The sequence below is a fragment of the Actinomycetes bacterium genome (assembly GCA_024222295.1).
GTDB lineage: Bacteria > Actinomycetota > Acidimicrobiia > Acidimicrobiales > Microtrichaceae > JAAEPF01.
In genome coordinates, this window is sequence record JAAEPF010000017.1 from 396,513 (window position 1) to 421,476 (window position 24,964).

The window sequence follows — 24,964 nt, forward strand, 5'->3', positions numbered from 1 at the left end:
GCCGATACCTCCTCAGGATCCCGACGAAACGCGGGAACGGCGGCGGAACACTTCTGCGAAGGAATCGGGGAGCGACTCGACCTCGTCGTCGTCGGGTGGCTCCGGTGGCCCGGCCTTGATCTTGCGGTCCATGAGGTAAAGGAACAGCCCGAGCAGCAGCGCGTAGAGCACCACGAACATAGATATCGAGAACCAGACCTGTGCCGAGGAGACGAGCGGCGATTCCGCGCCCTCGGTGCGCAACACCTGCCAGACGACCCAGGGCTGGCGGCCGAACTCGGCGGTCCACCAACCGGCCTGGGTCGCGAGCTGGGTGAGCAGGATGGTGGAGACCAGCACCCACAGCATCCAGCGTTTCTCGAACACCTTGCGCTTCCAGATCCACATGCCGACCGCGACCGCCGAGATGAGCAGGAACACCATCCCGAGGTCGATCATCAGGTGGTACACCTGGAACACGAGGTTGACGGGCGCCCAGTCGTCCTCCGGAAAGGCCTCGAGGCCCTGGACCTCGCCCTGGAAGTCCTGCGTCGCAAGGAAGCTGAGCATGCAGGGCATCGAGATCCCCTTCGTCTCCTCGCTGTGCTGGTCGGTCCATCCCACGATGAACATCGGGGCACAGTCCTCGGTCCGGTAGAGCCCCTCCATCGCAGCCAGCTTCTCGGGCTGGTTCTCGGTGACCGCCACCGCCTGGTTGGCCCCGAACACGAACACCTGTAGTACGGCCATGATGGCGAAGATCGGCAGTGCCACACGGATCATGGTCTTGGCGAGGTCCACGTGGATCTTCTTCAGCAGGTACCAGGCGCCGACGCTCATCACTAGCGCCGCCCCGACCATCCACGAAGCTGCCAGCACATGCAGGATCCGGGGGATGAACGTGGGCGTGAACACGACGTCGACGAAGTCGGTCATGAACGCCTGCGGTCCGTTGCCCTCGTCACGTACCTCGTAGCCCGCAGGGGACTGCATCCAGGAGTTGGCCATGACTATCCACAACGCGGAGAAGGTTGCCCCGGCCACGACCATCGTGGTGGCGAACAACCACAGCCGGTTGCCGAGGCGCGCCCCACCGAAGAGCATCAGGCCTAGGAATCCGCCCTCGAGCATGAAGGCGAAGATGCCCTCGGCCGCGAGCAGGCTGCCGAACACGTTGCCCACGAACCTGGAGTATTCGGACCAGTTGGTGCCGAACTCGAACTCCTGCACGATGCCCGTCGCGATGCCCATGGCGAAGATGAGGCCGTAGATCTTCACCCAGAACAGCGAGAGCTGGCGCCACTTGGGGTTGTTCGTACGCACCGACTTCACGCCGAGGATGACGAGGATCAGCCCGAGTCCGAGTGACATCGGCGGGAACAGGAAGTGGAAGCTTATGGTGAGGGCGAACTGGATCCGGTGCAGCAGTTCTGTCGACACGGAGACCTCCGTCGTGACGTCGCGGCAAAGCCTAACGGCGCCCTTGCCCAATCGGTCGGACCGAGCCGTCGCTGTGGGCGGCGGACTCTGTACGGTGCGGGGCACGAGTGACGACCCCGGAGGCAGCGCCGATGGCAGATCCACACCAGAGCTCCAGCAAGACCGACCCATTGCCCGATGTCGACCGCAACCAGCCGCTCGCCGGCAAGGTAGCGGTTGTCACGGGCGGCAGCTCGGGCATCGGCAAGGCGGCAGTGCTCGCCTTGGCTGCCGAGGGTGCCAACGTGGTGATCGATTACCACTCGCATCCCGACGCGGCCGACCAGGTGGAGCGTGACGTGGCCGCACTGGGGGACAGGGCAGTGGACCTCCAGGCGGACGTGTCGAAGGTGGGCGACCTGCAGAAGCTTGCCGATGCAGCGGTCGAGTCTTTCGGCAGGCTCGATATATGGGTCAACAACGCAGGCATCGAGACGCGGACCTCCGTGCTCGACACCACCGAGGACGCCTACGACAAGGTGATGGAGGTCAATCTCAAGAGTGCCTTCTTCGGCACCCAGGTGGCTGCGAAACAGATGATCGCCCAGGGCAACGGCGGGCGGGTCATCAACGTGTCCTCGGTGCACGAGGACTGGCCCATGACGGGCAACACGGCGTACTGCCTGTCCAAGGGCGGGATGCGCATGCTCACCCGCACCGCCGGAGTCGAGCTGGCGCAGCACGGCATCAACGTGGTCGGGGTCGGGCCGGGTGCGGTGGCCACTCCGATCAACGCCGAGACCATGGCCGACCCCGACAAGCTCGCCGAGCTCGACGCTGCGATCCCGCTCGGACGCTTGGCGGACCCGTCGGAGATCGGTGACGTGGTCGCGTACCTCGCCGGCCCGCGCTCCACGTATCTGACGGCGATGACCGTGATGGCCGACGGCGGCCTGATCCAGTCGAGCCCTGGGTTGTAGCGAGGTGCACACGCGCGAGACCTGGTGGCTCTGGCGAGCCTTCGAACGGCGCCTCGATGCGATGGCCGGCGCCGGGTCGGCGCCGGTGTTTGCCGGGTTCCTGATCTGGTTCATCGGCTGGTCGGTGGCGGTGGGCATCCTGTTGCGGACACTCACGACCACCGAGGAGCAGGAGGATCTGGCGATCGTGGCCGGGCGCCTCATGCCGGCTATCGGCACCCTCTTCGCGTTGCTCACAGCCTTCGTGATCACCAACCAGTGGAACCGCAGCCGCGACGCTGAGCACATCATCGGCGCCGAAGCCGATGCGAGCGTGAGGCTTGCGCTCGCATCGGGGGCCCGGGGATTCCAGGGCGAGACCATCCGCGGTCGCCAGCTCGCCTACCTCGACTCGGTGTTGCGCCACGAGTGGTCGACCCTCGCGCACGACCACCGCGGCCATCCTCCGACGGTCGACAAACTCATGGACCTTCAGCGCGAGGTGCGTGACCTGGCGTGCCAGCCGGAGGTTTCCGAGGCAGTGTCGGCCGAGCTGGCCTCGGCGGCCACCGAAGTTGCCACCGGCCGGCGCGACCGGCTCAATCTCGCTGGTCACGGCCTGCCGGCGCCGTTGTTCCTGCTGTCGTTCGTGTCTGGCGTGGTGGTCTGCCTGGGTGCGGTCTCGCTCGCGGTCAACCTCGACAGCTGGGTGGCGGCCATTGTGGGGGGCCTCGTGGTGACGGTCGCCCTCGACCTCGCGCTGGTCGTGGCCATCAGTGACCCGTTCAGGGGCTCGATGCGCGTAGTGCCCCGCCCGCTCAGGGCAGCGCACAGCTCGCTCGAGAACGGCCAGTTCGGCACTTGCGCGGAGGTCCCGCGTTGATCCGCGTGACCGACGCCGGTCGGCTCCCCGCCGGCTCCCGTGATGAGGGAGCCGATGTGAAGTGGGTGTCGCTGAACAGCAACGAGTTGAGCGTGCGACTCCTCGGTCTCGGCGCCGCCATCGCATCGGTCGAGATGCGCGGCAGCAAACGCACCTCTCACGCCGTGCACCTGGGCTTCGGCGATGTCGACTCGTATGCCGATCCCGCGCTCAACCCTCACCTGGGATCCAGCATCGGCCGGTATGCGAACCGGATCGCGGATGCCGCCTTCGAGCTCGACGGCACCGCGTGGAAGCTGGATGCCAACAACGGTCCCAATACGCTGCACGGGGGCAGGTACGGATGGGACCGCCACGCCTGGGAGGTACTCGACGCCACCGGTGGCGACGATGGCGGCACGGCCACTTTCGGGTTCGCGAGTCCCGACGGTGACATGGGGTTCCCCGGCCGGGTGACCGCCACCGCCACCTTCACGCTCGACGGACCGCTGTTGCGCATCGAGTATGCCGCCACGACCGATGCCCCCACCGTGGTGGCCATGACCAACCACGGGTACTGGAACCTCGCCGGTGGTGGCACCTGCCACGACCACGTGGTGACCCTGGCAGCAGACGAGGTCCTGCCCGTCGACGACCAGGGGATTCCCACCGGGGGCCTGGTGCCCGTCGAGGGCACTCCCTTCGACCTCCGCAGCCCGACCACGCTCGGACCTGTGATGCAGGAGCTCGGAGCGGACCAGTCCGGAGGTGGATTCGACCACTGCTTCGCCGTGAGGGGTGAGACCTGTGAGCTGCGCCCCACAGCGGTGTTGGAGGCTCCCGGGAGCGGGCGCTGGATGAAGGTCGACACCGACCAGCGCGGCGTCCAGCTCTACACCGGAAACAACCTGGGCCCGCCGTTTTCCGTCCACGGGGCGGTGTCGCTGGAAACCCAGGCGTTCCCCGACTCGCCCAACCGGCCCCAACTCGGCTCGGTCCGCCTCGATCCCGACGAGGAGTACCGGGCGGTCACGGAGTTCACCTTCGGCACCGGCCCGGCTCCGGACCTGTAGGTCACTCCTTGCGTCGAGCGGGGAGCGCGGGCAGGCTTCGGGCATGACGCGCCTGTCGGGTTCGAACGTCCTCATCACGGGTGCCGGCGCCGGCATCGGCCGCCTGCTCGCCCACGAGGTGGCGCGGCGCGGCGGCAGGCCCGTCCTGTGGGACATATCTGCGGAGGCTCTCGAGCGGGTTGCCGCAGAGTTGGCCACGATCGGGGTCGACCCGCTCACATCGGTTGTCGACGTCGGCGAGTCCGCAGCCGTCACCGCAGCCGCAGACCAGGTGCTGGCCCAGGTCGGATCGGTGGACGTACTGGTGAACAACGCCGGCATCGTCAGCGGCAAGTCGATCGAAGACCTCTCCAGCGCCGAGATCGAGCGCACGTTCCGGGTCAACACGCTGTCCAACTTCTGGACCACCAAGGCATTCCTGCCGGCGATGATCCGGCGCAACCGAGGCCACGTGGTCACCGTTGCTTCAGCGTCCGGGCTGATCGGGGTGTCGCAGCTGACCGACTACGCATCGTCGAAGCACGCGGCCGTGGGCTTCGACGAGTCGCTACGTGTCGAACTGTCCCACCGGGCCCCGGGGATCCGAACCACTGTCGTGTGTCCGTACTACATCGACACCGGCATGTTCGACGGAGTGCGCTCCCGGTTCCCCCTGCTGTTGCCCATCCTGCCCGAGGAAAAGGTGGTGGCGAAGATGGTGCGGGCCATCGAACGTGACCGCGCCCGGCTCCACATCCCCCCGATCCTCTACGCCCTGGGCGTGTTCCGGCTGCTGCCCGCGAGGGCCTTCGACGCGTTCATGGACCTTCTCGGGGTCAACGTGTCCATGGATGAATTCCGGGGTCACGGCAAGGCGACTTCTGACCAGAGCGACTCGCCCAGTCACTCTGGCTAGTCGCCCTGGCCGCTACCCGCGGAGCGGTCCTCACACGGGGATGCGCCCTCGGGGGAGAGGTTCGCCGCGGTGTGGATGAGGCCGATGTGTGAGAAGGCCTGGGGGAAGTTGCCGAGCATCCGGCCCTCGGTCGGGTCGTACTCCTCTGACAGCAGCCCCACGTCGTTGCGCAGCCCGCGCAGGCGCTCGAACACCTCGGTCGCCTCGTCGGTGCGGCCCATGAGGGCGAGGTTGTCGGCGAGCCAGAAGGTGGTGAGAAGGAACGCGCCTTCGGCCCCCGGCAGCCCGTCCGCATTGTCAGCACCGGTCTGGTACCGCTTCACGAAACCCTCGACCATCAGGTCTCGCTGGATGGCCTCCACCGTGGAGACGATGCGCGGGTCATCCGCCGGCAGGAACCCCACGATGGCCATCATCAACAGGCTCGCGTCGAGGGTGGTGGACCCGTAGTACTGGGTGAAGGCGCCGACGTCGTCGTTCCAGCCCTTCTCGCACACCTGCTGGTGAACCGTGTCGCGCAGTTCCTTCCAGCGCAGCACGTCGCCGCCGCGCAGGCCACCCTTGTCGTGCAGCTTCACCGCACGGTCGAACGCCACCCACGCCATGACCTTCGAGTGGGTGAAGTGCCGCCGCGGCCCGCGCACCTCCCAGATGCCGTCGTCGGGGTCGTCCCAGACCTTCTCCAGTGCGGCGAGCAGGGCGAGTCCGACGTCAGCTGCGCTGGAGTCGCCGGGTGAGAGTCCACCCATGCTCCCCATGAGGGCGGCGTCCATCACCTCGCCGAACACGTCCAGCTGGAACTGGGTGGAGGCCTCGTTGCCGATCCGCACGGGAGCCGACCCCTCGTATCCCGGAAGCCAGTCGAGCTCCAGCTCGGTCAGGCGCCGCCTGCCGCGTACGCCGTACATGATCTGGAAGTCCCCCGGGCTTCCGGCCACCGCACGGCGCAGCCACTGGGCCCACGCGGACGCCTCGGTGTGATAGCCGGAGACCAGGAAGGCCTGCAGGGTGAGGGTTGCGTCGCGTAGCCAGGAGTATCGGTAGTCCCAGTTGCGAACCCCGCCGATCTCCTCTGGCAGCGAGGTCGTGGCGGCGGCGCACACGGCGCCGCTCGGTGCGTAGGTGAGGGCCTTGAGCGTAATGAGCGAGCGCACGACCTCGTCGCGCCATCCGCCTTCGTATGTGCACCGCGACACCCAGTCGTGCCACCACGCCTTCGCCCCCTCCAGCGCACCGAGGCTGTCGAGTGGGTAGGGCTCCTGGCCCGCCGAGTCGTACCAGGTGAGAGAGAAGCTGCGGCGACTGCCCTCCGACAGTTCGAACTCGGCGATCGTGGTGGGACCGCGGCCTTCCAGTGGCACCGGGGAGTGGAAGCGCAGGGCGTCCGGTCCGGCCACCATGCGCAGGCCGTCGCCTGTCGACTCCACCCACGGCACGATGGAGCCGTAGTCGAAGCGCACGATGAGCTCCATCTGGACCTTCACCGTTCCCTCGAGGCACTCCACGATGCGGTGGATGGACGGCCGTTCGTGTTCGGGAGGCATGAAGTCGATCACGCTGAACCTGCCGGTCGGCGTCTCGTGCAGTGTCTCCAGCACGAGGCTGTCACCCAGGTAGCGACGGGTCACCACGGCGTCGTCAGCCGCTGCGATGTACCAGCGTCCGTGCCTGGCCTCTCCCAACAGCGCGGCGAAGGCTGCCGGGGAGTCGATCCTCGGCGCGCAGAACCAGTCGATCGACCCTTCCTTGCACACGAGCGCCACCGTGCGGGTGTCGCCGATGAGGGCGTAGTCCTCGATCCTTGCGGCCATGGCGCTCCTGTGGCTCAGTCTTCTTCGTCGGGGTGTATCAACACCCGCGACGGGCGGTCGTGGCGCATCCAGGTCCAGAACCAGTTGGTGAGTGCCGAGGACTTGCTGTCGGCACCGTTGAGGAGCGCGAGGTGCACCGCGCCCCACGCGAGGAAGGCAGGCTTGCCCGTGAGATGCATGTCAGGAGGCACCACCGCCACTGCGGCGCCGCGGCCGATGGTGGCCATGGTGCCCTTGTCGATGTAGTGAAACGGCTCGGGGTCCTTGTGCTTGCGCAACTGGCGGTCGATGGTCTTGCCGATGTGCTCGCCGGCCTGCAATGCCACGGAGCCAAGCTGGGGCAGAACCTCGCCGGTCTTGGCATCGGTGATCCACGCGAGGTCGCCCGCCACGAACACCTCCGGGTGGTCGGCGAGGTTGAGCAGCGGTCCCACGGGCACCCGGCCGTGCTGCAGGTCGTCGGTCAGCTGTGATGAGAGTGGGCTGGCCTTGAGGCCCGCACCCCACACGGTGGTGTTGGCAGGGATCACCTCGCCGGAGCCGAGGGTGACTGCATCGGTGCCGATCGACTTGACCGCCTCGCCGAGCCGGATCGTCACCCCGCGCTCCTCGAGGGCATCCCTTGTGTAGGCGCTCATGCCCTCGTCGAACATCTTGAGCAGGCGGTCGCCGTGCTCCACGAGCGTGATCTTCGCGTTGCCGATCGGGAACCGGGGGGCGTCGCGGGCGAACGTCGTGTACAGCAGGTCCGCCATCGCTCCTGCGGTCTCCACCCCGGTCGGCCCGCCACCCACGATCACCATGTCGAGGTGCGACGCCGCCTGGGTCGGATCCATCTTCACGGCTTGCTCGAACAGGTTCAGCACATGGTTCTTGAGTCGTAGCGAGTCGCTGAGCGTGTAGAGGGGGAATGCGTGTTCGGCGGCTCCCTCGGTGCCGAAGAAGTTCGCCTGGGCGCCGAGCCCGACCACGAGCAGGTCGTATGCCTGGTCTTCCCAGTCGCTGAAGGTGACGATTCTGGAGCTGGTGTCGATGGTCTCGACCGAGGCCGTGACGAACCGCAGGTTGGGCTGGTGGTCGACGTACTCGCGCACGGGGTGGCCGACCGTCTCGGGGTCGAGGACGTCGGTTGCCACCTGGTAGAGCAGTGGCTGGAAGGTGTGGTAGTCGTGCCGGTCCACCAGCACCACGTCAACCGGTGCCTTGTGTAGCTTCCGGGCTGCGCCGAGGCCGGCGAAACCGGCTCCGAGGATGAGCACCTTGGGCCGCGCAGTGGTGGGGGGCTCGCTTGCCATGCAGCCAAGCTACCGGCGGCACGGGCGATCCGAGCGCGCTTCTGCGGGTTTGGTGGCTACGTTGGACGACTGGAGCGCCTTCACCCCCAGACTGGAGCGCCTTCACCCCCAGAGGAGCCCGATGGGTGCCGACCCCGAGATCCGTTTCCTGCTGTCCGACGTCGACGGCACGCTCGTGCGCAGCGACAAGTCGTTGAGCGACGCCACCGTGGCCGCGATCGGTCGACTCCGCGACGCGGGAATCCACTTTGCCGTCACGAGTGGCAGGCCCCCCAAGGGCATGGAGATGCTCGTCGAACCCCTTGCCCTGGTCACGCCGATGGCTGCGTTCAACGGCGGCGAGTTCGTGACCCCACAGCTGGAGCCGATCGAGACACGCGTGATCGAGGACGCCTTCGTGCCGGGCATCATCGAGCTCATCGACTCCTTCGGGCTCGATGCGTGGGTGTACTCCGGCGCCGACTGGTTCGTACTCGACTCGGACGGGTACCACGTCGACGTCGAGGCCTCGACGGTGCAGTTCCAACCCACACAGGTCGCGTCGTTCAGCGGGATCGACTCGGTGGCCAAGGTCGTGGGTGTCGGAGAGGACCACGATGCCGTTGCCCGGGCCGAAGCGGCCGCCCGCGAGAAGTTCGGCTCGGAGGTGTCGGCGGCTCGGTCGCAGCCGTACTACCTCGACGTCACCCATCCGGATGCCAACAAGGGGGGTGCCCTGCAATACCTGGCCGACCGCTATGACATCGCTCCGGAGTCGTTCGCGACGATCGGCGACATGCCCAACGACGTGCTGATGTTCGCCAGGGGCGGACTGGGAATCGCCATGGGCAACGCCGGCCGCGATGTCCAGCGTGCAGCGCGCCATGTGACCCTGTCCAACGATGACGACGGCGTCGCCCATGCGATCGACCGTTTCATCCTCGGGGCTTCCTAGGCTGGTTCAGGTGATTGATCCGCCCACCAAGAGTCCGCTGACTGACGGGCCTCCGGCATGGCATCCGCCGCCAGATGGCCGTCGGATGGTCGGGGTGGACATCGGTGGCACCGGCTGCAAGGCGGCACTGGTCGACCTCCTCAACGGTGAGCTCGCGTCGGAGCGGCAGCGGATCGACACGCCGCACCCGGCGACCCCCGATGCAGTCGCACAGACCGTGGTGCGGTTGCTCGATGTCCTCGGTGGCGCAGACGTGATCGGGCTCACCGTGCCAGCGGTCGTCCGCGGGGGCGTGGTCCGAAGCGCCGCCAACATCGACCCGGAGTGGATCGGCACCGACGCCGTCTCGCTGTTCTCCGAAGCCCTGTCAACCAGTTGCACGGTGCTGAACGACGCCGACGCGGCCGGGATCGCCGAAATGCGCTTCGGAGCGGGTTCGGGGCGCAACGGCGTGGTGGTCGTCGTCACACTTGGCACCGGGATCGGCACCGCCGTGTTCACCGACGGTGTGCTGGTGCCCAACACCGAGCTGGGCCACATCGAGCTGAAGGGCATGGACGCCGAGCAGTACGCGGCGAGCTCGGTGCGTGACCGCGAGGACCTGTCATGGAAGCGGTGGGGTCACCGGGTGGGTCGCTACATGGCACTGCTCGAGAAGCTGCTGTCACCAGAGCTGATCATCGTGGGCGGCGGCGTGTCCAAGAAGTTCGACCGCTACAGCGACCACATGCTCGAGAAGACCTCTGGCGAGACCGAGATCGTCCCGGCCCAGTCCCTCAACCAGGCGGGGATAGTCGGTGCGGCCATTGCGGCCAGCCGCATCCCTTCGACTGCCACCAGCTGACCGGCTGGCTGCACAACCCCAACAGGAGACAACCGATGCCAGCTCCCACAGCAGAGCTCCACGAGATGGGCCAGAGCCTCTGGCTGGACAACATCACGCGCAAGCTGCTCGACGACGGCGTGATCCAGCGCTACATCGACGAGTACTCGGTCACGGGCCTCACTTCGAACCCGTCGATCTTCGACAAGGCGATCGGGGGCGGGTGGTACGACGACGCGATCCGCGAGAAGTCAGCGGCCGGCGTCGAGGGCGAGGACCTGTTCTTCGAGTTGGCGATCGAAGACCTGCGACGGGCCGCCGACGCGTTCGCTCCCGTGCACTCCGCCACCGACGGTGTGGACGGCTTCGTGTCGCTCGAGGTGTCACCGGAGCTCGCATACGACACGGCGTCCACCGTCGCGGCCGCGCGGGACCTGCATGCCCGCGCCCAGCGCGACAACCTCTTCATCAAGATTCCCGGCACACCCGAAGGGCTGCCGGCGATCACCGACACGATCGCCGCCGGGGTTCCGGTCAACGTGACGCTGCTGTTCGACGCCGCGCAGTACCGTGCCGCGGCGGAGGCCTACATGGCCGGCATCGAGCGCCGAATCGAGGCCGGCGAGTCACCGTTCGTTGCAAGCGTGGCGTCGGTGTTCATGTCGCGTTGGGACAAGGCGGTGGCCGACAAGGTGCCCGCCGAGCTGAAGGACCGCCTCGCGCTGGCAGTCGGTGGCCTCACCTACCGCACATACCACGAGGTGCTCTCTTCTGATCGCTGGCAGCGCCTCGAGGGCGAAGGCGCCCGCCCCCAGCGGCTCCTGTGGGCGTCGACCAGCACCAAGGACCCCGATGCCTCCGACACGCTGTACGTGACCGGCCTCGCAGCACCCAACACCGTCAACACGATGCCGGACGTGACTCTCGAGGCTTTCCATGACCACGGCAGCCTCGAAGGTCCCATGGACCCCGGCGGAGGCGGCTGCGACGATGAGCTCGCCGCGTTCGAGGCGGCGGGCGTCGACGTACTGGCGTTGGCAGCGCAACTCCAGAGCGACGGGGCCAAGGCATTCGTCGATTCGTGGCATGACCTCATGGGCCGCATCGAAGAGCAGAGCAAGGCAGTTGCCTGAGATGGCTGCCGACCAGCCTGCGAGGCTCACGGACCGGCCGGCCTGGGGTGCACTGGCCTCCGAGCACCAGTCGTTGTCCCAGCGGCACCTGAGGGAACTGTTCGCGGAGGACCCCACCCGCGGCGAGACGATGGTTGCCGAAGCGGTCGGCCTCTACCTCGACTACTCGAAGAACAGGGTGACCGCGGACACGATGACGCACCTGGTCGCACTCGCCGAGCAGTCCGGGCTGCGGGGCCACATCGACGCCATGTTCCGCGGTGAGCGCATCAACGTGAGTGAGGACCGCTCGGTGCTGCACACGGCACTGCGCCTGCCACGCGACGCCGAGCTGACCGTGGATGGCACGGACGTGGTCGCCGAAGTGCACGAAGTGCTCGACCGCATGGGCGCGTTCGCCACGAGTGTCCGGTCGGGTGAGTGGAAGGGGCATACCGGAAGGCCCATCCGCAACGTGGTCAATGTCGGCATCGGCGGTTCGGACCTCGGCCCCGTGATGGCCTATGAGGCGCTGCGCCACTACAGCCAGCGCGACCTCACGGTCCGCTTCGTCTCCAATGTCGACTCCACGGACTTCGCGGAGGCGACCCACGACCTGGATCCGTCCGAGACGCTGTTCATCATCGCCTCCAAGACCTTCTCGACCCTCGAGACGATGACCAACGCCCACTCGGCGCGGGCCTGGGTTCTCGACGCGCTCGGCGGGGGTGACACACCCGACTCCGGCGTGGTCGCGAAGCACTTCGTGGCTGTGTCCACCAGCGCCGAGCGCGTCTCGGAGTTCGGCATCGACACCGACAACATGTTCGGTTTCTGGGACTGGGTGGGTGGCCGCTACTCGATGGACTCCGCCATCGGGCTGTCCACCATGGTCGCCATCGGCCCCGACGCCTTCGCGGAGTTGCTGGCCGGCTTCCACGCGATGGACGAGCACTTCCGCACCGAGCCGTTCGAGTCGAACCTGCCGGTGCTCATGGGAATGCTGGCTGTCTGGTACCGCAACTTCTTCGGCTCCCAGACGGTCGGCGTGATGCCATATGACCAGTACCTGAAGCGGTTCCCGGCCTACCTGCAGCAGCTCACGATGGAGTCCAACGGCAAGCACGTGACCCTCGCCGGCGAGCACGTGGAGGCCGACACCGGGGCCGTGTACTGGGGTGAGCCAGGTACCAACGGCCAGCACAGCTTCTACCAGCTCATCCACCAGGGCACGACCATGATCCCGGTCGACCTGATCGGGTTCGGCAAGACCCTCAACCCACTCGGCGAGCACCACGACCTGCTCAGTTCGAACGTGTTCGCACAGGCCCAGGCCCTCGCCTTCGGCAAGACGCCCGAGGAGGTGCGCGCCGAGGGAACGCCCGAGAGCGTCGTGCCGCACCGCGTGATGGAGGGCAACCGGCCGACCAACGTGATCCTGGCGGAGGTCCTGACGCCGTACCGGCTCGGCACCCTCGTTGCCCTCTACGAGCATTCCGTGTTCACCCAGGGCACCGTGTGGGGCATCGACTCCTTCGACCAGTGGGGAGTGGAGCTCGGCAAGGCGCTCGCCAACCAGATCGCTCCCGAGTTGATCTCGGCCGACGAACCCGATCTCGACCACGACTCGTCGACAAATGCCCTCATCCGCAAGTACCGCTCGCTCAAGTAGCCAGATATCCCAGCCAGACATGCGACCCCACACGGAGAACCCCCAATGACAACCGACAACCCCCAGCAGCTCGGAATGATCGGCCTCGGCCGGATGGGCGCCAACCTCGTTCGCCGCCTGATGCGCGACGGCCACCGCTGCGTGGTCTACGACGTCAACGCGGACGCCGTCGCCGAACTCGAGAAGGAGGGTGCGGTCGGCGCCACCACGCTCGAGGACTTCGTCGCAGCGCTGGAAGTGCCGCGGGCGATGTGGATCATGGTGCCTGCCGGCTACGTGCAGGGAACCGTGGACAAGCTGGCACAGCTTCTCGACGCCGACGATGTGGTGATCGACGGTGGCAACTCCTACTACCGCGACGACCTGGCCCGGGCGGCCCAGCTGAAGCCGAAGGGTATCCACTATGTGGACTGCGGCACATCAGGTGGGGTGTGGGGTCTCGAGCGCGGCTACTGCCTGATGATCGGCGGTGAGGACACCGCTGTGGAGCGCCTCGACTCGATCTGGGCGACGATAGCGCCGGGTGAGGGCGACGCGGATCCGACACCCGGGCGCAAGGAGGGCGGCACCGCCCAGAAGGGCTATCTGCACTGCGGGCCCAACGGAGCAGGCCATTTCGTGAAGATGGTCCACAACGGCGTGGAGTACGGGATGATGGCCGCGATCGCCGAGGGCCTGAGCATCATCAAGCACGCGGATGCCGGACTGCACACCCAGGAGGTCGACGCCGAGACCACGCCGCTGCGCGATCCGGAGTTCTACCAGTACGAGGTCGACGTGGGTGAGGTGGCCGAGGTGTGGCGCCGGGGCTCGGTCATCGGTTCCTGGCTGGTCGATCTGACTGCCGCGGCGCTGGCGGAGTCGCCTGAGCTCTCCGACTACGCAGGGCGGGTGTCCGATTCCGGGGAGGGACGCTGGACCGTCATCGCCGGCATCGAGGAGGGCGTGCCCGCCAGTGTGATCTCCGCTGCGCTCAACGAGCGGTTCGAGTCGCGGGATCTCGGTACGTTCACCGGCAAGGTGCTCTCCGCCATGCGCGGGCAGTTCGGCGGCCACGCCGAGAAGCCCGACAAGGGGAGCTGAGCCGGTGCGGCGGGCAGTGACCCCAGGGGCAGTGAAGCAGCGCGCCACGAAACGGTGCTCATGAGACACAGCCTCGATGTGCACGACGACGCGACCGCCGTGGCGACCGCGGCCGCAGAGCACGTGGTCGCCCGGGCAGCCCGGGCGGTGGCCGATCACGGCAGTTTCCATTTCGCAGTCAGCGGCGGCCACACGCCTTGGGCGATGTTCGCGGTTCTCGCAGAGCGGGACATGCCATGGGAGCAGTCGGTGATCTACCAGGTTGACGAGCGCATGGCTCCGGCCGATGATCCCGACCGCAACCTCGCCCACCTCCACGAGGCGCTCGCGGGAGCGCCGGCCGCAGTCGTGGCCATGCCCGTCGAAGCTCCCGACCCCGATGCCGCGGCCGCGAGCTACGCAGCGGAGCTGCCGGATCGATTCGATCTGGTGCACCTCGGTCTGGGGCCCGACGGTCACACGGCCTCGCTCGTGCCCGGCGACGCGGTGCTGGACGTGACGGACCGTCTGGTCGCACCCACGGCGGGTGAGTACCAGGGGCGGCGACGCATGACCCTCACATACCCCGGGCTTGCCCGTGCCGAGAGGCTGCTCTGGCTGGTCACGGGGGACACGAAGGTCGACCCGCTGCGTGCCCTGCTGTCGGGCGACACGTCCATCCCGGCGGGGCGTGTCGAGGCGGGGGAGTCCTTGATCATGGCCGACCGTGCAGCAGCTCCAGCCACCTGAGACCACCAGAGAGGCGGATTCCGATGAGTCCCGATACGACAGAACCAACTCCGGCCAATCACGTGATCGTGTTGTTCGGAGCGGCCGGTGACCTTGCGGCGCGCAAGCTGCTGCCTGGCTTCTACCACCTCAGCCAGGTGGGCCTCATGCCGGAGGACTTCCGGATCGTGGGCACATCGCGGCGCTCGATGCCCGACGAGGACTTCCGTTCCCACGCGCACGATGCGGTGCTCAAGTACGGGCGGAGCAAGCCGGACGGTGATTCGTGGGACCGCTTCGTGCAGCGGCTGAGCTACGTGTCGTCCTCGGCAGAGGACATGGGCGGGTTGTCGACCGCGGTAAACGGGGCGAAGGGTGAACTCGGTTCCGGGGCACGGGTGCTGCACTACCTGTCGATACCCCCGCTCGCGATGTCGGGCATCGTGACCGGGCTCGGGTCCGCCGGCCTGGCGGGCGACGAATCGAAGGTGATCCTCGAAAAGCCGTTCGGCACCGACCTCGAATCGGCAAGGGAACTCGACGCCCTGCTGCACTCGGTGTTCTCCGAGGACCAGATCTTCCGCATCGACCACTTCCTGGGCAAGGAAGACGTGCAGAACATTCTGGCGGTGCGCTTCTCGAACAGGCTCTTCGAGCCGGTGTGGTGCAACCAGCACGTACGCAACATCCAGATCGATGTGCCCGAGACCCTCGGCGTGGAGAACCGGGCGAAGTTCTACGACGCCACAGGTGCGTTTCGCGACATGGTGGTCACTCACCTGTTCCAGGCACTCGGCTTCGTCGCGATGGAACCGCCCACCGCGTTCACAGCTGAGGCGCTGCACGTCGAGAAGCAGAAGGTGTTCGACGCGCTTATGCCGCTCGATCCCGGCCGTGTCGTGCGTGGCCAGTACGACGGCTACCTCGATGCCGATGGCGTGGCGGAAGGATCAGACACCGAGACCCTCGTCGCGGTGGAGGCACACATCGACAACAAGCGCTGGGAGGGTGTGCCGATCTACCTCCGCACCGGCAAGCGGATGCCGGTGGGCAAGCGAGTGATCACCGTGAAGCTGAAGCATCCGCCGATGGGCATGTTCAGCGACGGGGATACCCACGGCAACGAGCTGGTGTTCGAGATCGGGGAGCCCGGCTCCATAAGGGTCAACTTCACTACGAAGGAGCCCGGCGCCACGATGTCGCTCGGAAACGCGCACATGGACTACGACTACAAGCAGAACTTCGATCCCCGTTGCGAGCTCGAGGCCTACGAGCGTCTCCTTCACGACGCGATGCTCGATGAGCACATGCTGTTCAACCGGGCCGCGGGGATCGAGCGCCTCTGGGAGGTGAGCGCCCCGGTGCTCGCCGACCCCCCGAAGTCGCGTCCCTACGCGCAGGGCACCTGGGGCCCGGATGGCATCGCGGAGCTGATGGCGCCTCATCACTGGCACCTGCCACAACTCTGAGCCCCGCCCGGCGGAGCACGTCGGTGCACGGTGCCGCCCGGCTTGACGCGGCGGGTCTTACTTGTAATCTTGATTACAAGTAAGACCGAAATGCCGAAAGCAGGCACGATATGAGAATGAACACACAGATGAGGGCGGCCGGCCGTTCCGGTCCCGTTGGGCAGCGACGTCGTGGGCCGGGGCGCAGCCGCAAGGGCGCCCACGAGCCGGTGCCCACCACCAATTCCGAACTGGCCGCCTGGTTCGCCGGCAGCGTGCCGGATGAGTGGTTCAGCGAGGCGCCGCAAGTCCGCTTCGACCGCGACGAGATACAGGTCACCGGCACGCTCGCGACCCCCGAAGTCGACGGCGAGGCCCCAGCCGGCGTGGCCGAGGCGGCACGCATAGAGGCATTCCGCGAAAACACCCGTGACGACCGCGTCGCTGTTGCCTTGCGCGCCGAGGAGCGCTTCGAGCGCAAGGTGAGCTGGCGCGCGCGTTGCGGCGACACCGAGGCGGACTTCACCACTGCCGGTGTGCCGGCGATGACTCGGCTCGGATTCGACCAGCGCCATGTGCTGGACACGCTCGTGGAGGCCGGAGTCGCCCGCAGCCGCAGCGAGGCTCTCGCATGGTGTGTGGACCTGGTGGCCGAGCACGAGGCCGACTGGATCGAGCAACTTCGCGATGCCCTGCAGGCCGTGCAGGATGCCCGCGCCGGTGGTCCGAACGGCTGAGTACCCGCCACAGCAGGTGCGCATGTCGATCCCACTGGCGCATTCTTCTTCCTGGGCGCGTTTCCGGTCTCCTGAGCCTGGTGATCCTGCGTCGCGGCTGGCCCTCAACTACCGTCCGCGTCATGAGGATCCAGTGTGAAAAGGTCGGCCCGGAGTTCTTCGAGGACAAGCAGCATTGCTCGTCGGTACACGAGATCGTCCAGGCGACGCCGGAGCGGGTCTTCGAGATATTCCAGGACGCCGAGTCATGGACCAAGTGGGCGCTTCCGATCACCGACGTGGAGTGGACGTCGCCCTTCCCGCTGGATGAGGGTGCCACACGCACCGTGTCGATGATGGGCGATCTCGTCGGATACGAGGAGTTCATAGTGTGGGACCCGCCTCGCCGCATGGCCTTCCGCTTCAACGAGGTCAACAAGGCGATGGTGAAGGCCTTCGCGGAGGACTACCGGGTCCACGACCTGGGTGACGGCCGCAGCCTCGTGGAGTGGACGATGGGGATCATCCCCGACGGCCCCTCGGCCAAGCTCCACCGGTTCACCAAACCTTCCACCGCCGCGGGGCTCGCCTACATGCTGAAGCGATTCCGCAAGTACGTGGACTCCGATCCCGTTCTGGCGAACGACGGGGCCGCAGGGAAGTGACCGCTGCAGCCAAGCCCGCCCACGAGCGGCAGATCGACCTTCTCGAAGGTGACTTCTATGTGAATGACCCCTATCCCACGTACGCCTGGATGCGCGACAACGCGCCCGCATACTGGGACGCGGCGAACGAGCTGTGGGGCATCTCGCGCTACGACGACGTGGTCGAGATCGAAAAGGCGAAGGCGCAGTTCATCAACGGTGGCCAGGACAAGGGTGGGTACCGGCCCAACATCCCCGCAGACCCGGCCATCATTGGCCTCGACGACCCACACCACTCGGCCCGCCGCAAGCTCGTGTCGCGCCGCTTCACGCCACGGGCGGTGATGAGCTTCGAGGACCACATCCGGGGTGTGGTCAAGGCTCTCTTCGACGCCGCCATGGGCCACGATGGCCCTGTCGAGGTAGTGGGAGAACTTGCGGCGCCGCTGCCCGCCGAGATGATCGGCATGCTGCTGGGGTTCCCCGAGGAGATGACCCCGAAGCTGCAGGACTGGTCGGAGCGCACCATCGCCCTTGGTGGCGGCCCCGGCTACTTCAACGAGGACGGCATCGCCGCGGCGATGGAGTTCGCTGCCGCGTCCGCTGATCTCTACGAGGAGAAGAAGGGCTGCCCGGCTGAGGACGTGATGTCGGCCTGGACCACCGCCGAGGTGCCGGGCCACGACTTCGGTGTCGACGAAGTGATCTCGGACTGCCTGCTGCTGCTCGACGGCGGGGCCGAGACCACGCGTACGGTCATCGCCCGCACGATGCTCGAGCTTGCCGCACGACCCGAGCAGTGGGAGCTTCTCAAGGGCGGTGCCGACCTCGAAGTCGCCACCGAGGAGTTCATCCGCTGGGTCACTCCGATCCACAACATGTGTCGCACAGCGGTCGATGACTTCGAGGTGGCCGGCGAGCGGGTGCTGGCAGGCGAGCAGCTCGTGCTCATGTACCCCGCAGCCAACCGCGATCCGGCACACTTCGAGCGGCCCGAGACGTTCGACGTGACCCGCGACCCCAACCACCACCTGGCGTTCGGGTTCGGCACCCACTTCTGCCTGGGGTCATCGCTTGCCCGCCTCGAGATACGCATCTTCTTCGAGGAGCTGCTGTCGCGTGTCGATGAGCTGGCGGTCGTTGACGGCTCGGTCGAGGAGATGCCCAACGCGTTCGTATATGGCCTGCGCTCGGCAAGCATGGAGCTGGGGCGCGCCTGATCCCGGCGTTTCGTCGAACTCGCAGCCGCCGGTCGGGGAGAATCGCGCAATGACGCAAGCACTGACGATCGACGACATCAACGCGGCCGCGGATCGCATCCAGCCCTGGGTGCACGTCACACCCGTCATGCAGAGCGGGTCCGTGGATGAGGCCACGGGCGCTCAGGTACACCTGAAGTGCGAGCACCTCCAGCGCTCCGGGTCGTTCAAGGCCCGCGGTGCCTACAACAAGATGCTGTCACTCACCGACGAACAGCGTGGCGCCGGAGTGGTGGCTGTCTCGTCGGGCAATCATGGCGCAGCGGTGGCGCTCGCCGCACGCAGTCTCGGTGTCGAGGCGACCGTGTTCATGCCACAGGACGCGCCCGAGCTCAAGCGGCGAGCCACCGAGGCCTACGGCGCCGGCGTGGTGACCTTCGACCGCTCGACCCCGGACCGCGATGCGCTCGCCATCCGGCATTCCAGGGAACACGGCTCCACGATCATGGAGCCCTACGACGACCACATCGTCATGGCGGGTGCCGGGACCGCAGCCCTGGAGCTCTCGGGTCAGGCCGGCTTCGATGTGGTGGTCGTTCCCGTCAGCGGTGGCGGGCTGATGGCGGGTTCCGCCACCGCCCTGCGGGCGACCTTGCCCGGCGTGCACATCGTGGGTGTGGAACCAGCGACCGCCAACGACACCGAGCGCTCGCTTGAGGCCGGCGAGCCGATCGAGGTCCCGGACCCACAGACCGTGGCCGACGGCCTCGCCATCCCGAAGCCGGGGCGGCTGACGTTTCCGATAGTTGCGGAGCTGGTCGACGAGATCGTGACGGTCGAGGATGCCGACACGCTCATGGCCATGCGGTTCCTCTTCGAGCGGACCAAGCAGGTCGTGGAGCCATCCGGTGCCATCACGCTCGCAGCTGCGATGACCGGCCGCTATCGCGGTCAGTCCGTGGCGCTCATGGCGTCGGGTGGCAACATCGGCGCCGCGCAGTTCGCTGCGCTGTGTGGCTGAACCCGGACTGCTAGACCTCGAGGCAGTCGGGCTGCTCCGCGATGATCCAGTCGAACAGCGGTTGCGCACTGAACCACCCGGCCAGGTGCGTGCCGACGTTCTCGTAGACCGACTGGGCCACGTCGTGTGGGATCGGCACTGGGTTACCGGCAGCTTCGGCGAGCAGTTGGGCCTGGCATGTCCGTTCCATGGTGGTGAACCAGAAGGTGGCCTCATCCACGCTCTGGCCGACCGTGATCAAGCCGTGGTTGGCCAGGATCGCCGCCTTGTTGTCGCCAAGGGCGGACGCGATCCGCTTGCCCTCCGCAGCATCGTTGGCAACTCCGCCGTATTCGGTGTCGACAGCATGGTCGTTGAAGAAGATGCACGAGTCCTGGGTGAGCGGGAGCAGCGGCCGGTGAAGGGTGGAGAACGCCTTGCCGTGCAGCGAGTGGGAGTGCGCCGCGGCAACCACGTCCGGTCGCGCCGCGTGCACCGCCGCGTGGATGGCGAAGGCGGCGGCGTTGACAGGCCAGGTCCCCTCCAGCACTTCGCCGGCATGGTTGACCAGCAGCAGGTCCGCCGCGCGGATCTGCTTGAAGCTCATCCCGAACGGGTTCACCCAGAAACAATCCGCTTGTTCGGGGTCGCGGGCGGTGATGTGCCCGGCGACTCCCTCGTCGAATCCGAGGCGACCGAATATCCGGAACGCCGCTGCAAGGCGCTGCTTTCGATGGGTGCGCTCCTCGGACACACTGCGGTCGAGCACCGGGATGTGTGGTGTGCGTGGTTCGGTCATGGGCCAACGCTAGGCCAGGCGCTGACCGGACAGTGCACGGACTACCGGCGTGCGCGTTGGCCTCCGCGGGCAAGAAGGGGCTGGTAGAGCCCGGGCGGCAGCTTTCCGAGCAGAGCGAAGAGCCGTGCATCGGGTCCGATGAGTACGCGGCGCCTGTCCTTTTCGACCCCGGTGAGAATGACACGCGCGGCCCTTGCAGGGCTCGTCATGAACGCCTTCTCGAAGTCCTGTCCGGCCTCTTCGGGATCGATTCCGATGGCGGAGAGGCTCGGTGACATCCGCGCGTTGCGGGCGATGTTGGTCTTGATGCCGCCCGGGTGCACGGTCGTGGCCGACACCCCCTGGTCGGCCATGTCGAGCTCGACCCGGAGCGCTTCGGTGAAGCCGCGGACAGCGAACTTCGCCGCGTTGTACGCCGACTGCGACGGAATGCCGATGAAGCCGAACACACTCGAGATGTTGACCACATGACCTTCGCCCGAGTCCCTGAGGTGCGGCAGGAATGCCTTGGTCCCGTGCACCACCCCGCTGAAGTTGACGCCCATCAGCCAGTCGAGGTCGTCGTAGTGCATCCCCTCGACCGGAGCGCCCAATGCCACGCCGGCGTTGTTGAATATCATGTTGATCTTGCCGTGCTCGGCGCGGACCTTGTCGGCCCAGTCGTGCACGGCCGCCCGGTCAGAGACATCCAGCTGCTGGCTCGAGACCTCGACACCGCTGCGCTGTGCAGTGGCAGCGGTGCGTTCGAGGCCGTCCGCGTCGACGTCGCTCAGTGCCACGTGGCAACCCCGTTTCGCCAGGTCAAGTGCAAGCGCAGCGCCGATTCCGCTGGCCGCGCCGGTGATGGCGGCGACCCTCCCCCCATAGCCACGCATCAGCTCGCCTCGTCCTCGTGCGCCTCGAGCGCCGTCGCCTTGGCCCAGCGGTAGTCAGCCTTGCCGGAGGGCGAGCGCACCATCTCGTCGACCAGGCAGATCTCCTTTGGGGTCTTGTAGGCGGCGATCTGCTCCTTCGCGAAGTCGGCCAGGGCCTCGGCGGTCGGGCTGGAGCCCTCGCGGGGCACGACGACGGCGGCGACCCGTTCACCCCATCGCTCATCGGGAACCCCGACCACGACGGCGTCGAATACATCGGGGTGGCCCTTGATGACCAGTTCCACCTCTTCGGGGTAGATCTTCTCGCCGCCGGAGTTGATCGACACGGAGCCACGGCCGAGCAGCGTGATCGTCCCGTCCTCCTCCGTCACGGCCATGTCCCCGGGGATCACCCAGCGCTCGCCGTTGATGGTGGGGAAGGTCTCCGCGGTCTTCTTGTCGTCCTTGTAGTAACCGAGTGGGATGTGGCCGCGGCGCGCGAGTCGGCCGACGACTCCGTCGCCCGGAGTGGTGGGGTTGCCTGCGTCGTCGATCACGATCGTGTGATCACCGAACACGAACTTGGGTCGGCCCTGCTCGTCGGCGCCGGCATGGGTGCCCTGGAAGCCGGTCTCGGACGCGCCGAGTGCGTCGTAGATGATCACGTTGGGGAGCACCTCGGCGTAGCGCTGCTTGACCGCCGGAGAGAGGATTGCCCCGCCCGAGCTGACGAGGAACAGCGCCGAGAGGTCGTAGCGATCGGGGTCCTTGGCGAGCTCCTCGATGAGGGGACGAGCCTGGGCGTCGCCCACGAGGTTCATGACCATCGCCTTTTCGTCCGCGGCGATCCTCCACACCTCGGCCGGGTCCATCTTGCGGGCCGTGCTCATCACCATGAGCGTGCCGGCGAGCGAGTTGCCCGTGGCGGTCCACTGAGCCGCACCATGCATCAGTGGTGCCACCGGGAAGCCGACACCGGGGTCGTTCTCGGCGGCCCGTTCGGCCACCTGGGCCGGGTCGGTGAACGGTTCGGCGAGGGCTGCCACGATCGGGCCGATGGTGGCCTTGAAGAAGTCCTCGTGGGTCCACATCACGCCCTTGGGCATGCCGGTTGTGCCCCCGGTGTAGAGCACATAGAGGTCGTCGTTGCTGCGGGGCCCGAAGTCACGCTCTGGTGACGAGGCCGCGAGGACTTCCTCATAGTCCTCGGCATCGCAGGCCGAGATGTCGGCTCCCGAGCCGTCGTCGTACGCGAGGCAGGCCTTCAGCTGGGGCAGATCGCCGCGGATGTTGGCGAGGCGGGGAGCGAACTCGGCCCCGTGCACCGCAGCCACCGAGTCGGAGTTGTCGAGCAGGTACTGAAGCTCTCCCTCCACGTAGCGGTAGTTCACGTTGACGGGCACGGCGCGGAGCTTCCACGCGGCCCACATGGCCTCGGGCCACTGGTTGCCGTTGTAGCCGTAGATGGCGACCTTGTCGCCGGGTTCGACACCCCGGGCGGCGAGCGCGTGGGCCAGCCGGTTGGCCCGGGCCTCGAGGTCGTCGAGCGTGTACTCGAGCCGACCTCCCGGCGCATTGGGGACCACGATGGCCTTGCGGTCACCGACGGCGTCCACGACAGATTCGAAGATGTCAGCGAGGTTCCATGTGCTTGGCGAAGTCATGGCCGAAACCATACGCGCGACTCGCTGCGCGGGTTCAGCGGAGTAGCGTCGGGGCGCAACGCAGGAGGTGCAGATGAGCAACATGCATGAGCGGATCGTCCAGGCAGAGGAAGGCATCGAGCAGATCCAGCGGTCGCTCGACCATGCCCAGACGGCGCTCCGCGTGGCCGAGCAGGTCGAGGTGGCGGCCACTCGCAGCCGCCGCTTGCTGAAGATGGTTCTCCTGGCCGGGATCGTCGGGATCGTGATCCTCGTCGTCATGAAGGTCGCCTCCCGCTCCACCCGGCCCGATCTCGTCCTTGTCGACGACGAGGGTGCAGACGAAGAGACCGACCCCGACGGCGGTCCGTCGGCTTCCTGATCAGGCTTGCACCGCGCCCGGCTGGTCGGGGGTCAGCCTGAAGGTCGCGCCCGTCGTCACCGGGGCGCCCTCGACGAGGTTGTCATCGATGGCGCGGAACTCCGCCAGCCACTCGCTGTCGTTCACCGAGCACCGCGTCCAGCCGCGCCTCGCATCGAAGTACTTGATCCACGGAAGCAATCCGGTGACCAGTCCGGAGACGTCCTCGGGAATCGGTGCGAGCGACGAGATCGAGGTGCCTACGAGTTCCGTCGCCACCGTGCGCGTGCCGGCGTCGGACTCAACCTGGAGGTCGCCGACGCCCGCCACGTGGATGTCGCCCGTGATCACGACTGTGTTGGTGAGTCCGGCCGCGTCGATGGCGTTGAGCAAGCTCTCCCGTGACGCCGGATAGCCGTCCCACTGGTCGTAGTTCAGCACGGCGTCGCCCACGACCAGCGGTGCCATGACGGTCTGGTTCCCGATCACGTTCCATGTGGCCGTCGACCCGGCCAGCCCGGATTCGAGGCGGGCCTGCTGCTCCGCGCCGAGAAAGGTCCGGTCCGGGTTTTGGAGTTCGTCGCAAGCGGGGGAGAGGTCCAGCGTGGCGTCACCGCACACCTGGTCGTCGCGGAACTGCCGGGAGTCGATCAGGAAGAACGACGCAAGCGACCCCCAGTCGATGCGCCGCTCGATCGGCAGGTCCGGACCGACCGGCGGCGGTAGCCGCACCGGCATGCTCTCCCACCAGGCCCGGTACGCGGCGGTGCGGCGCTCGGTGAACTCGTCGCTGCCCACACCTTCCTTCTCGGAGTTGAGTCCGGCGTAGTTGTTGTCGACCTCATGGTCATCCCACACGACGAGCCACGGGCAGGCTGCATGTGCTGTGCGGAGGTGCTCGTCGCCGCGGTAGATCGCATAACGCCTCCTGTAGTCGGCCAGGGTCGTGCACTCTGGCTGGTCGTTGCCTGCCCCCAGCGGCCGAACGACGCCGTCTGAGGGGTCGACTGCCTGCGATCCGTTCTCGTATATGTAGTCGCCGAGGAACACCACCAGGTCGAGGTCGGTCTCGGCCACATCGCGCCAGGCGTTGTAGTAGCCGCTCTGGAAGCTCTGGCACGACGCGAATCCGAACTCCACGGCGCCGCCGGTTCCTGGCGCCGGGGCTGTCCGGGTGCGGCCGACCGGGCTTGCCCAGTCTCCGATGCGGAACCGGTAGTGGTACCAGGTCGCCGGCTCGAGGCCTTCGGCATCAACTCGCACCGCATGTGCGGAATCGACCGGCGCGGCGGCGATCCCGGCGGCCGCGAGCTCGCTGAACGAGTCGTCGGTCGCCACTTCCCACGACACCTCGGCATCGACTGCGGGCACGCCGCCGTCGCCGGCCTCGGGTCGGGGAGCCAGCCGCGTCCACAGCATGACTGCACCGGGCAGCGGGTCACCGGACGCGACTCCCAGGGTGAACGGGTCACCGCCGAGCCCCGGGTCGGGCGGCACCTCGGGTGCCTTCACGGCTCGGCCCGCGGCCGGGGTCGACGCTGTCGTGGTCGATGCCGTCGTCGACCCACCGGATCCAGCGCGGTCATCGCCGGTGCAGGCCGCCAGGGCGGCCCCACCCCCGCTGATCCCCAGGGCGGTCAGGAAGCGGCGTCTCGTCGTGGGATCCACCGGGCAA

Annotated in this window: 23 protein-coding genes; 16 read left to right on the top strand and 7 right to left on the bottom strand. The window is 67.3% G+C overall.

Annotated features, from left to right (window positions below; all coding sequences use genetic code 11):
- Window positions 1–12: 12 nt before the first annotated feature.
- Window positions 13–1,419: a cytochrome ubiquinol oxidase subunit I gene (locus tag GY812_04640; GenBank protein ID MCP4434775.1), complete on the bottom strand. Its 1,407-nt coding sequence runs from the start codon at window positions 1,417–1,419 to the stop codon at window positions 13–15.
- 131 nt (window positions 1,420–1,550) lie between these two features.
- Between GY812_04640 and GY812_04645 the strand changes: the two genes are divergently transcribed.
- Genes GY812_04645 through GY812_04660 form a run of 4 tightly spaced genes read left to right on the top strand, consistent with a single transcriptional unit; the run spans window position 1,551 to window position 5,187 of the window.
- A complete protein-coding gene (locus tag GY812_04645) occupies window positions 1,551–2,378 on the top strand; it encodes a glucose 1-dehydrogenase (protein MCP4434776.1) in 828 nt (275 codons plus the stop codon).
- A gap of 4 nt (window positions 2,379–2,382) precedes the next feature.
- Window positions 2,383–3,240: a DUF4239 domain-containing protein gene (locus tag GY812_04650; GenBank protein ID MCP4434777.1), complete on the top strand. Its 858-nt coding sequence runs from the start codon at window positions 2,383–2,385 to the stop codon at window positions 3,238–3,240.
- Window positions 3,237–4,292, top strand: coding sequence for a galactose mutarotase (locus tag GY812_04655; protein ID MCP4434778.1), 1,056 nt, complete (start codon window positions 3,237–3,239; stop codon window positions 4,290–4,292). The genes GY812_04650 and GY812_04655 overlap by 4 nt, the downstream gene beginning before the upstream one ends.
- A 43-nt stretch (window positions 4,293–4,335) precedes the next feature.
- Window positions 4,336–5,187 (top strand): SDR family oxidoreductase, encoded by an 852-nt coding sequence (locus GY812_04660; GenBank protein MCP4434779.1) that lies wholly within the window; start codon window positions 4,336–4,338, stop codon window positions 5,185–5,187.
- Here the strand turns inward: GY812_04660 and GY812_04665 are convergent.
- Together GY812_04665 and GY812_04670 are read right to left on the bottom strand one after the other, a co-directional pair.
- Window positions 5,184–6,998, bottom strand: a complete 1,815-nt coding sequence (locus tag GY812_04665; GenBank protein ID MCP4434780.1) for a glycoside hydrolase family 15 protein — start codon at window positions 6,996–6,998, stop codon at window positions 5,184–5,186. The genes GY812_04660 and GY812_04665 overlap by 4 nt on opposite strands.
- Before the next feature lie 14 nt (window positions 6,999–7,012).
- Entirely contained in the window at window positions 7,013–8,293 is a 1,281-nt protein-coding gene (locus tag GY812_04670; protein MCP4434781.1) for an NAD(P)/FAD-dependent oxidoreductase, read from the bottom strand.
- A gap of 121 nt (window positions 8,294–8,414) precedes the next feature.
- On the opposite strand from GY812_04670, the gene GY812_04675 reads away from it, so the two are divergent.
- From GY812_04675 to GY812_04725, 11 genes are all read left to right on the top strand, one after another.
- Window positions 8,415–9,227: an HAD family phosphatase gene (locus GY812_04675; GenBank protein ID MCP4434782.1), complete on the top strand. Its 813-nt coding sequence runs from the start codon at window positions 8,415–8,417 to the stop codon at window positions 9,225–9,227.
- Between the two features lie 85 nt (window positions 9,228–9,312).
- Window positions 9,313–10,071, top strand: coding sequence for an ROK family protein (locus GY812_04680; GenBank protein ID MCP4434783.1), 759 nt, complete (start codon window positions 9,313–9,315; stop codon window positions 10,069–10,071).
- A gap of 35 nt (window positions 10,072–10,106) precedes the next feature.
- Window positions 10,107–11,183: a transaldolase gene (gene tal, locus GY812_04685; protein MCP4434784.1), complete on the top strand. Its 1,077-nt coding sequence runs from the start codon at window positions 10,107–10,109 to the stop codon at window positions 11,181–11,183.
- Between the two features lies 1 nt (window position 11,184).
- Entirely contained in the window at window positions 11,185–12,834 is a 1,650-nt protein-coding gene (gene pgi, locus GY812_04690; GenBank protein MCP4434785.1) for a glucose-6-phosphate isomerase, read from the top strand.
- Window positions 12,835–12,879: 45 nt separating this feature from the next.
- Complete coding sequence (gene gnd / locus GY812_04695) at window positions 12,880–13,917, top strand: decarboxylating 6-phosphogluconate dehydrogenase (GenBank protein ID MCP4434786.1); 1,038 nt, start codon at window positions 12,880–12,882, stop codon at window positions 13,915–13,917.
- Window positions 13,918–13,977: 60 nt separating this feature from the next.
- Window positions 13,978–14,646 (top strand): 6-phosphogluconolactonase, encoded by a 669-nt coding sequence (gene pgl, locus GY812_04700; protein MCP4434787.1) that lies wholly within the window; start codon window positions 13,978–13,980, stop codon window positions 14,644–14,646.
- A gap of 23 nt (window positions 14,647–14,669) precedes the next feature.
- Window positions 14,670–16,094, top strand: coding sequence for a glucose-6-phosphate dehydrogenase (zwf, locus tag GY812_04705; GenBank protein MCP4434788.1), 1,425 nt, complete (start codon window positions 14,670–14,672; stop codon window positions 16,092–16,094).
- Between the two features lie 209 nt (window positions 16,095–16,303).
- On the top strand, window positions 16,304–16,810 hold the full coding sequence (locus GY812_04710) for a hypothetical protein (protein ID MCP4434789.1): 507 nt from the start codon (window positions 16,304–16,306) through the stop codon (window positions 16,808–16,810).
- A gap of 122 nt (window positions 16,811–16,932) precedes the next feature.
- Window positions 16,933–17,454 (top strand): SRPBCC family protein, encoded by a 522-nt coding sequence (locus tag GY812_04715; protein MCP4434790.1) that lies wholly within the window; start codon window positions 16,933–16,935, stop codon window positions 17,452–17,454.
- Entirely contained in the window at window positions 17,451–18,653 is a 1,203-nt protein-coding gene (locus tag GY812_04720) for a cytochrome P450 (GenBank protein ID MCP4434791.1), read from the top strand. Before GY812_04715 ends, GY812_04720 begins: the two co-directional genes overlap by 4 nt.
- Before the next feature lie 49 nt (window positions 18,654–18,702).
- The gene (locus GY812_04725; GenBank protein ID MCP4434792.1) at window positions 18,703–19,653 is read left to right on the top strand and encodes a threonine/serine dehydratase; all 951 of its coding nucleotides are present in this window, start codon (window positions 18,703–18,705) and stop codon (window positions 19,651–19,653) included.
- Between the two features lie 10 nt (window positions 19,654–19,663).
- On the opposite strand, the gene GY812_04730 is transcribed toward GY812_04725, so the two are convergent.
- From GY812_04730 to GY812_04740, 3 genes are read right to left on the bottom strand one after another with little or no spacing between them, the layout of a single operon-like run.
- Window positions 19,664–20,431, bottom strand: coding sequence for a class II aldolase/adducin family protein (locus GY812_04730; protein MCP4434793.1), 768 nt, complete (start codon window positions 20,429–20,431; stop codon window positions 19,664–19,666).
- Between the two features lie 41 nt (window positions 20,432–20,472).
- Window positions 20,473–21,306: an SDR family NAD(P)-dependent oxidoreductase gene (locus GY812_04735; GenBank protein MCP4434794.1), complete on the bottom strand. Its 834-nt coding sequence runs from the start codon at window positions 21,304–21,306 to the stop codon at window positions 20,473–20,475.
- On the bottom strand, window positions 21,306–22,949 hold the full coding sequence (locus tag GY812_04740) for an acyl-CoA synthetase (GenBank protein MCP4434795.1): 1,644 nt from the start codon (window positions 22,947–22,949) through the stop codon (window positions 21,306–21,308). The genes GY812_04735 and GY812_04740 overlap by 1 nt, the downstream gene beginning before the upstream one ends.
- A 73-nt stretch (window positions 22,950–23,022) precedes the next feature.
- Here GY812_04740 and GY812_04745 point away from each other — a divergent pair, with 73 nt between their 5' ends.
- Window positions 23,023–23,310: a hypothetical protein gene (locus GY812_04745; protein ID MCP4434796.1), complete on the top strand. Its 288-nt coding sequence runs from the start codon at window positions 23,023–23,025 to the stop codon at window positions 23,308–23,310.
- On the opposite strand, the gene GY812_04750 is transcribed toward GY812_04745, so the two are convergent.
- The gene (locus GY812_04750) at window positions 23,311–24,957 is read right to left on the bottom strand and encodes an alkaline phosphatase (protein MCP4434797.1); all 1,647 of its coding nucleotides are present in this window, start codon (window positions 24,955–24,957) and stop codon (window positions 23,311–23,313) included. It lies immediately after the preceding gene.
- Window positions 24,958–24,964: the final 7 nt, after the last annotated feature.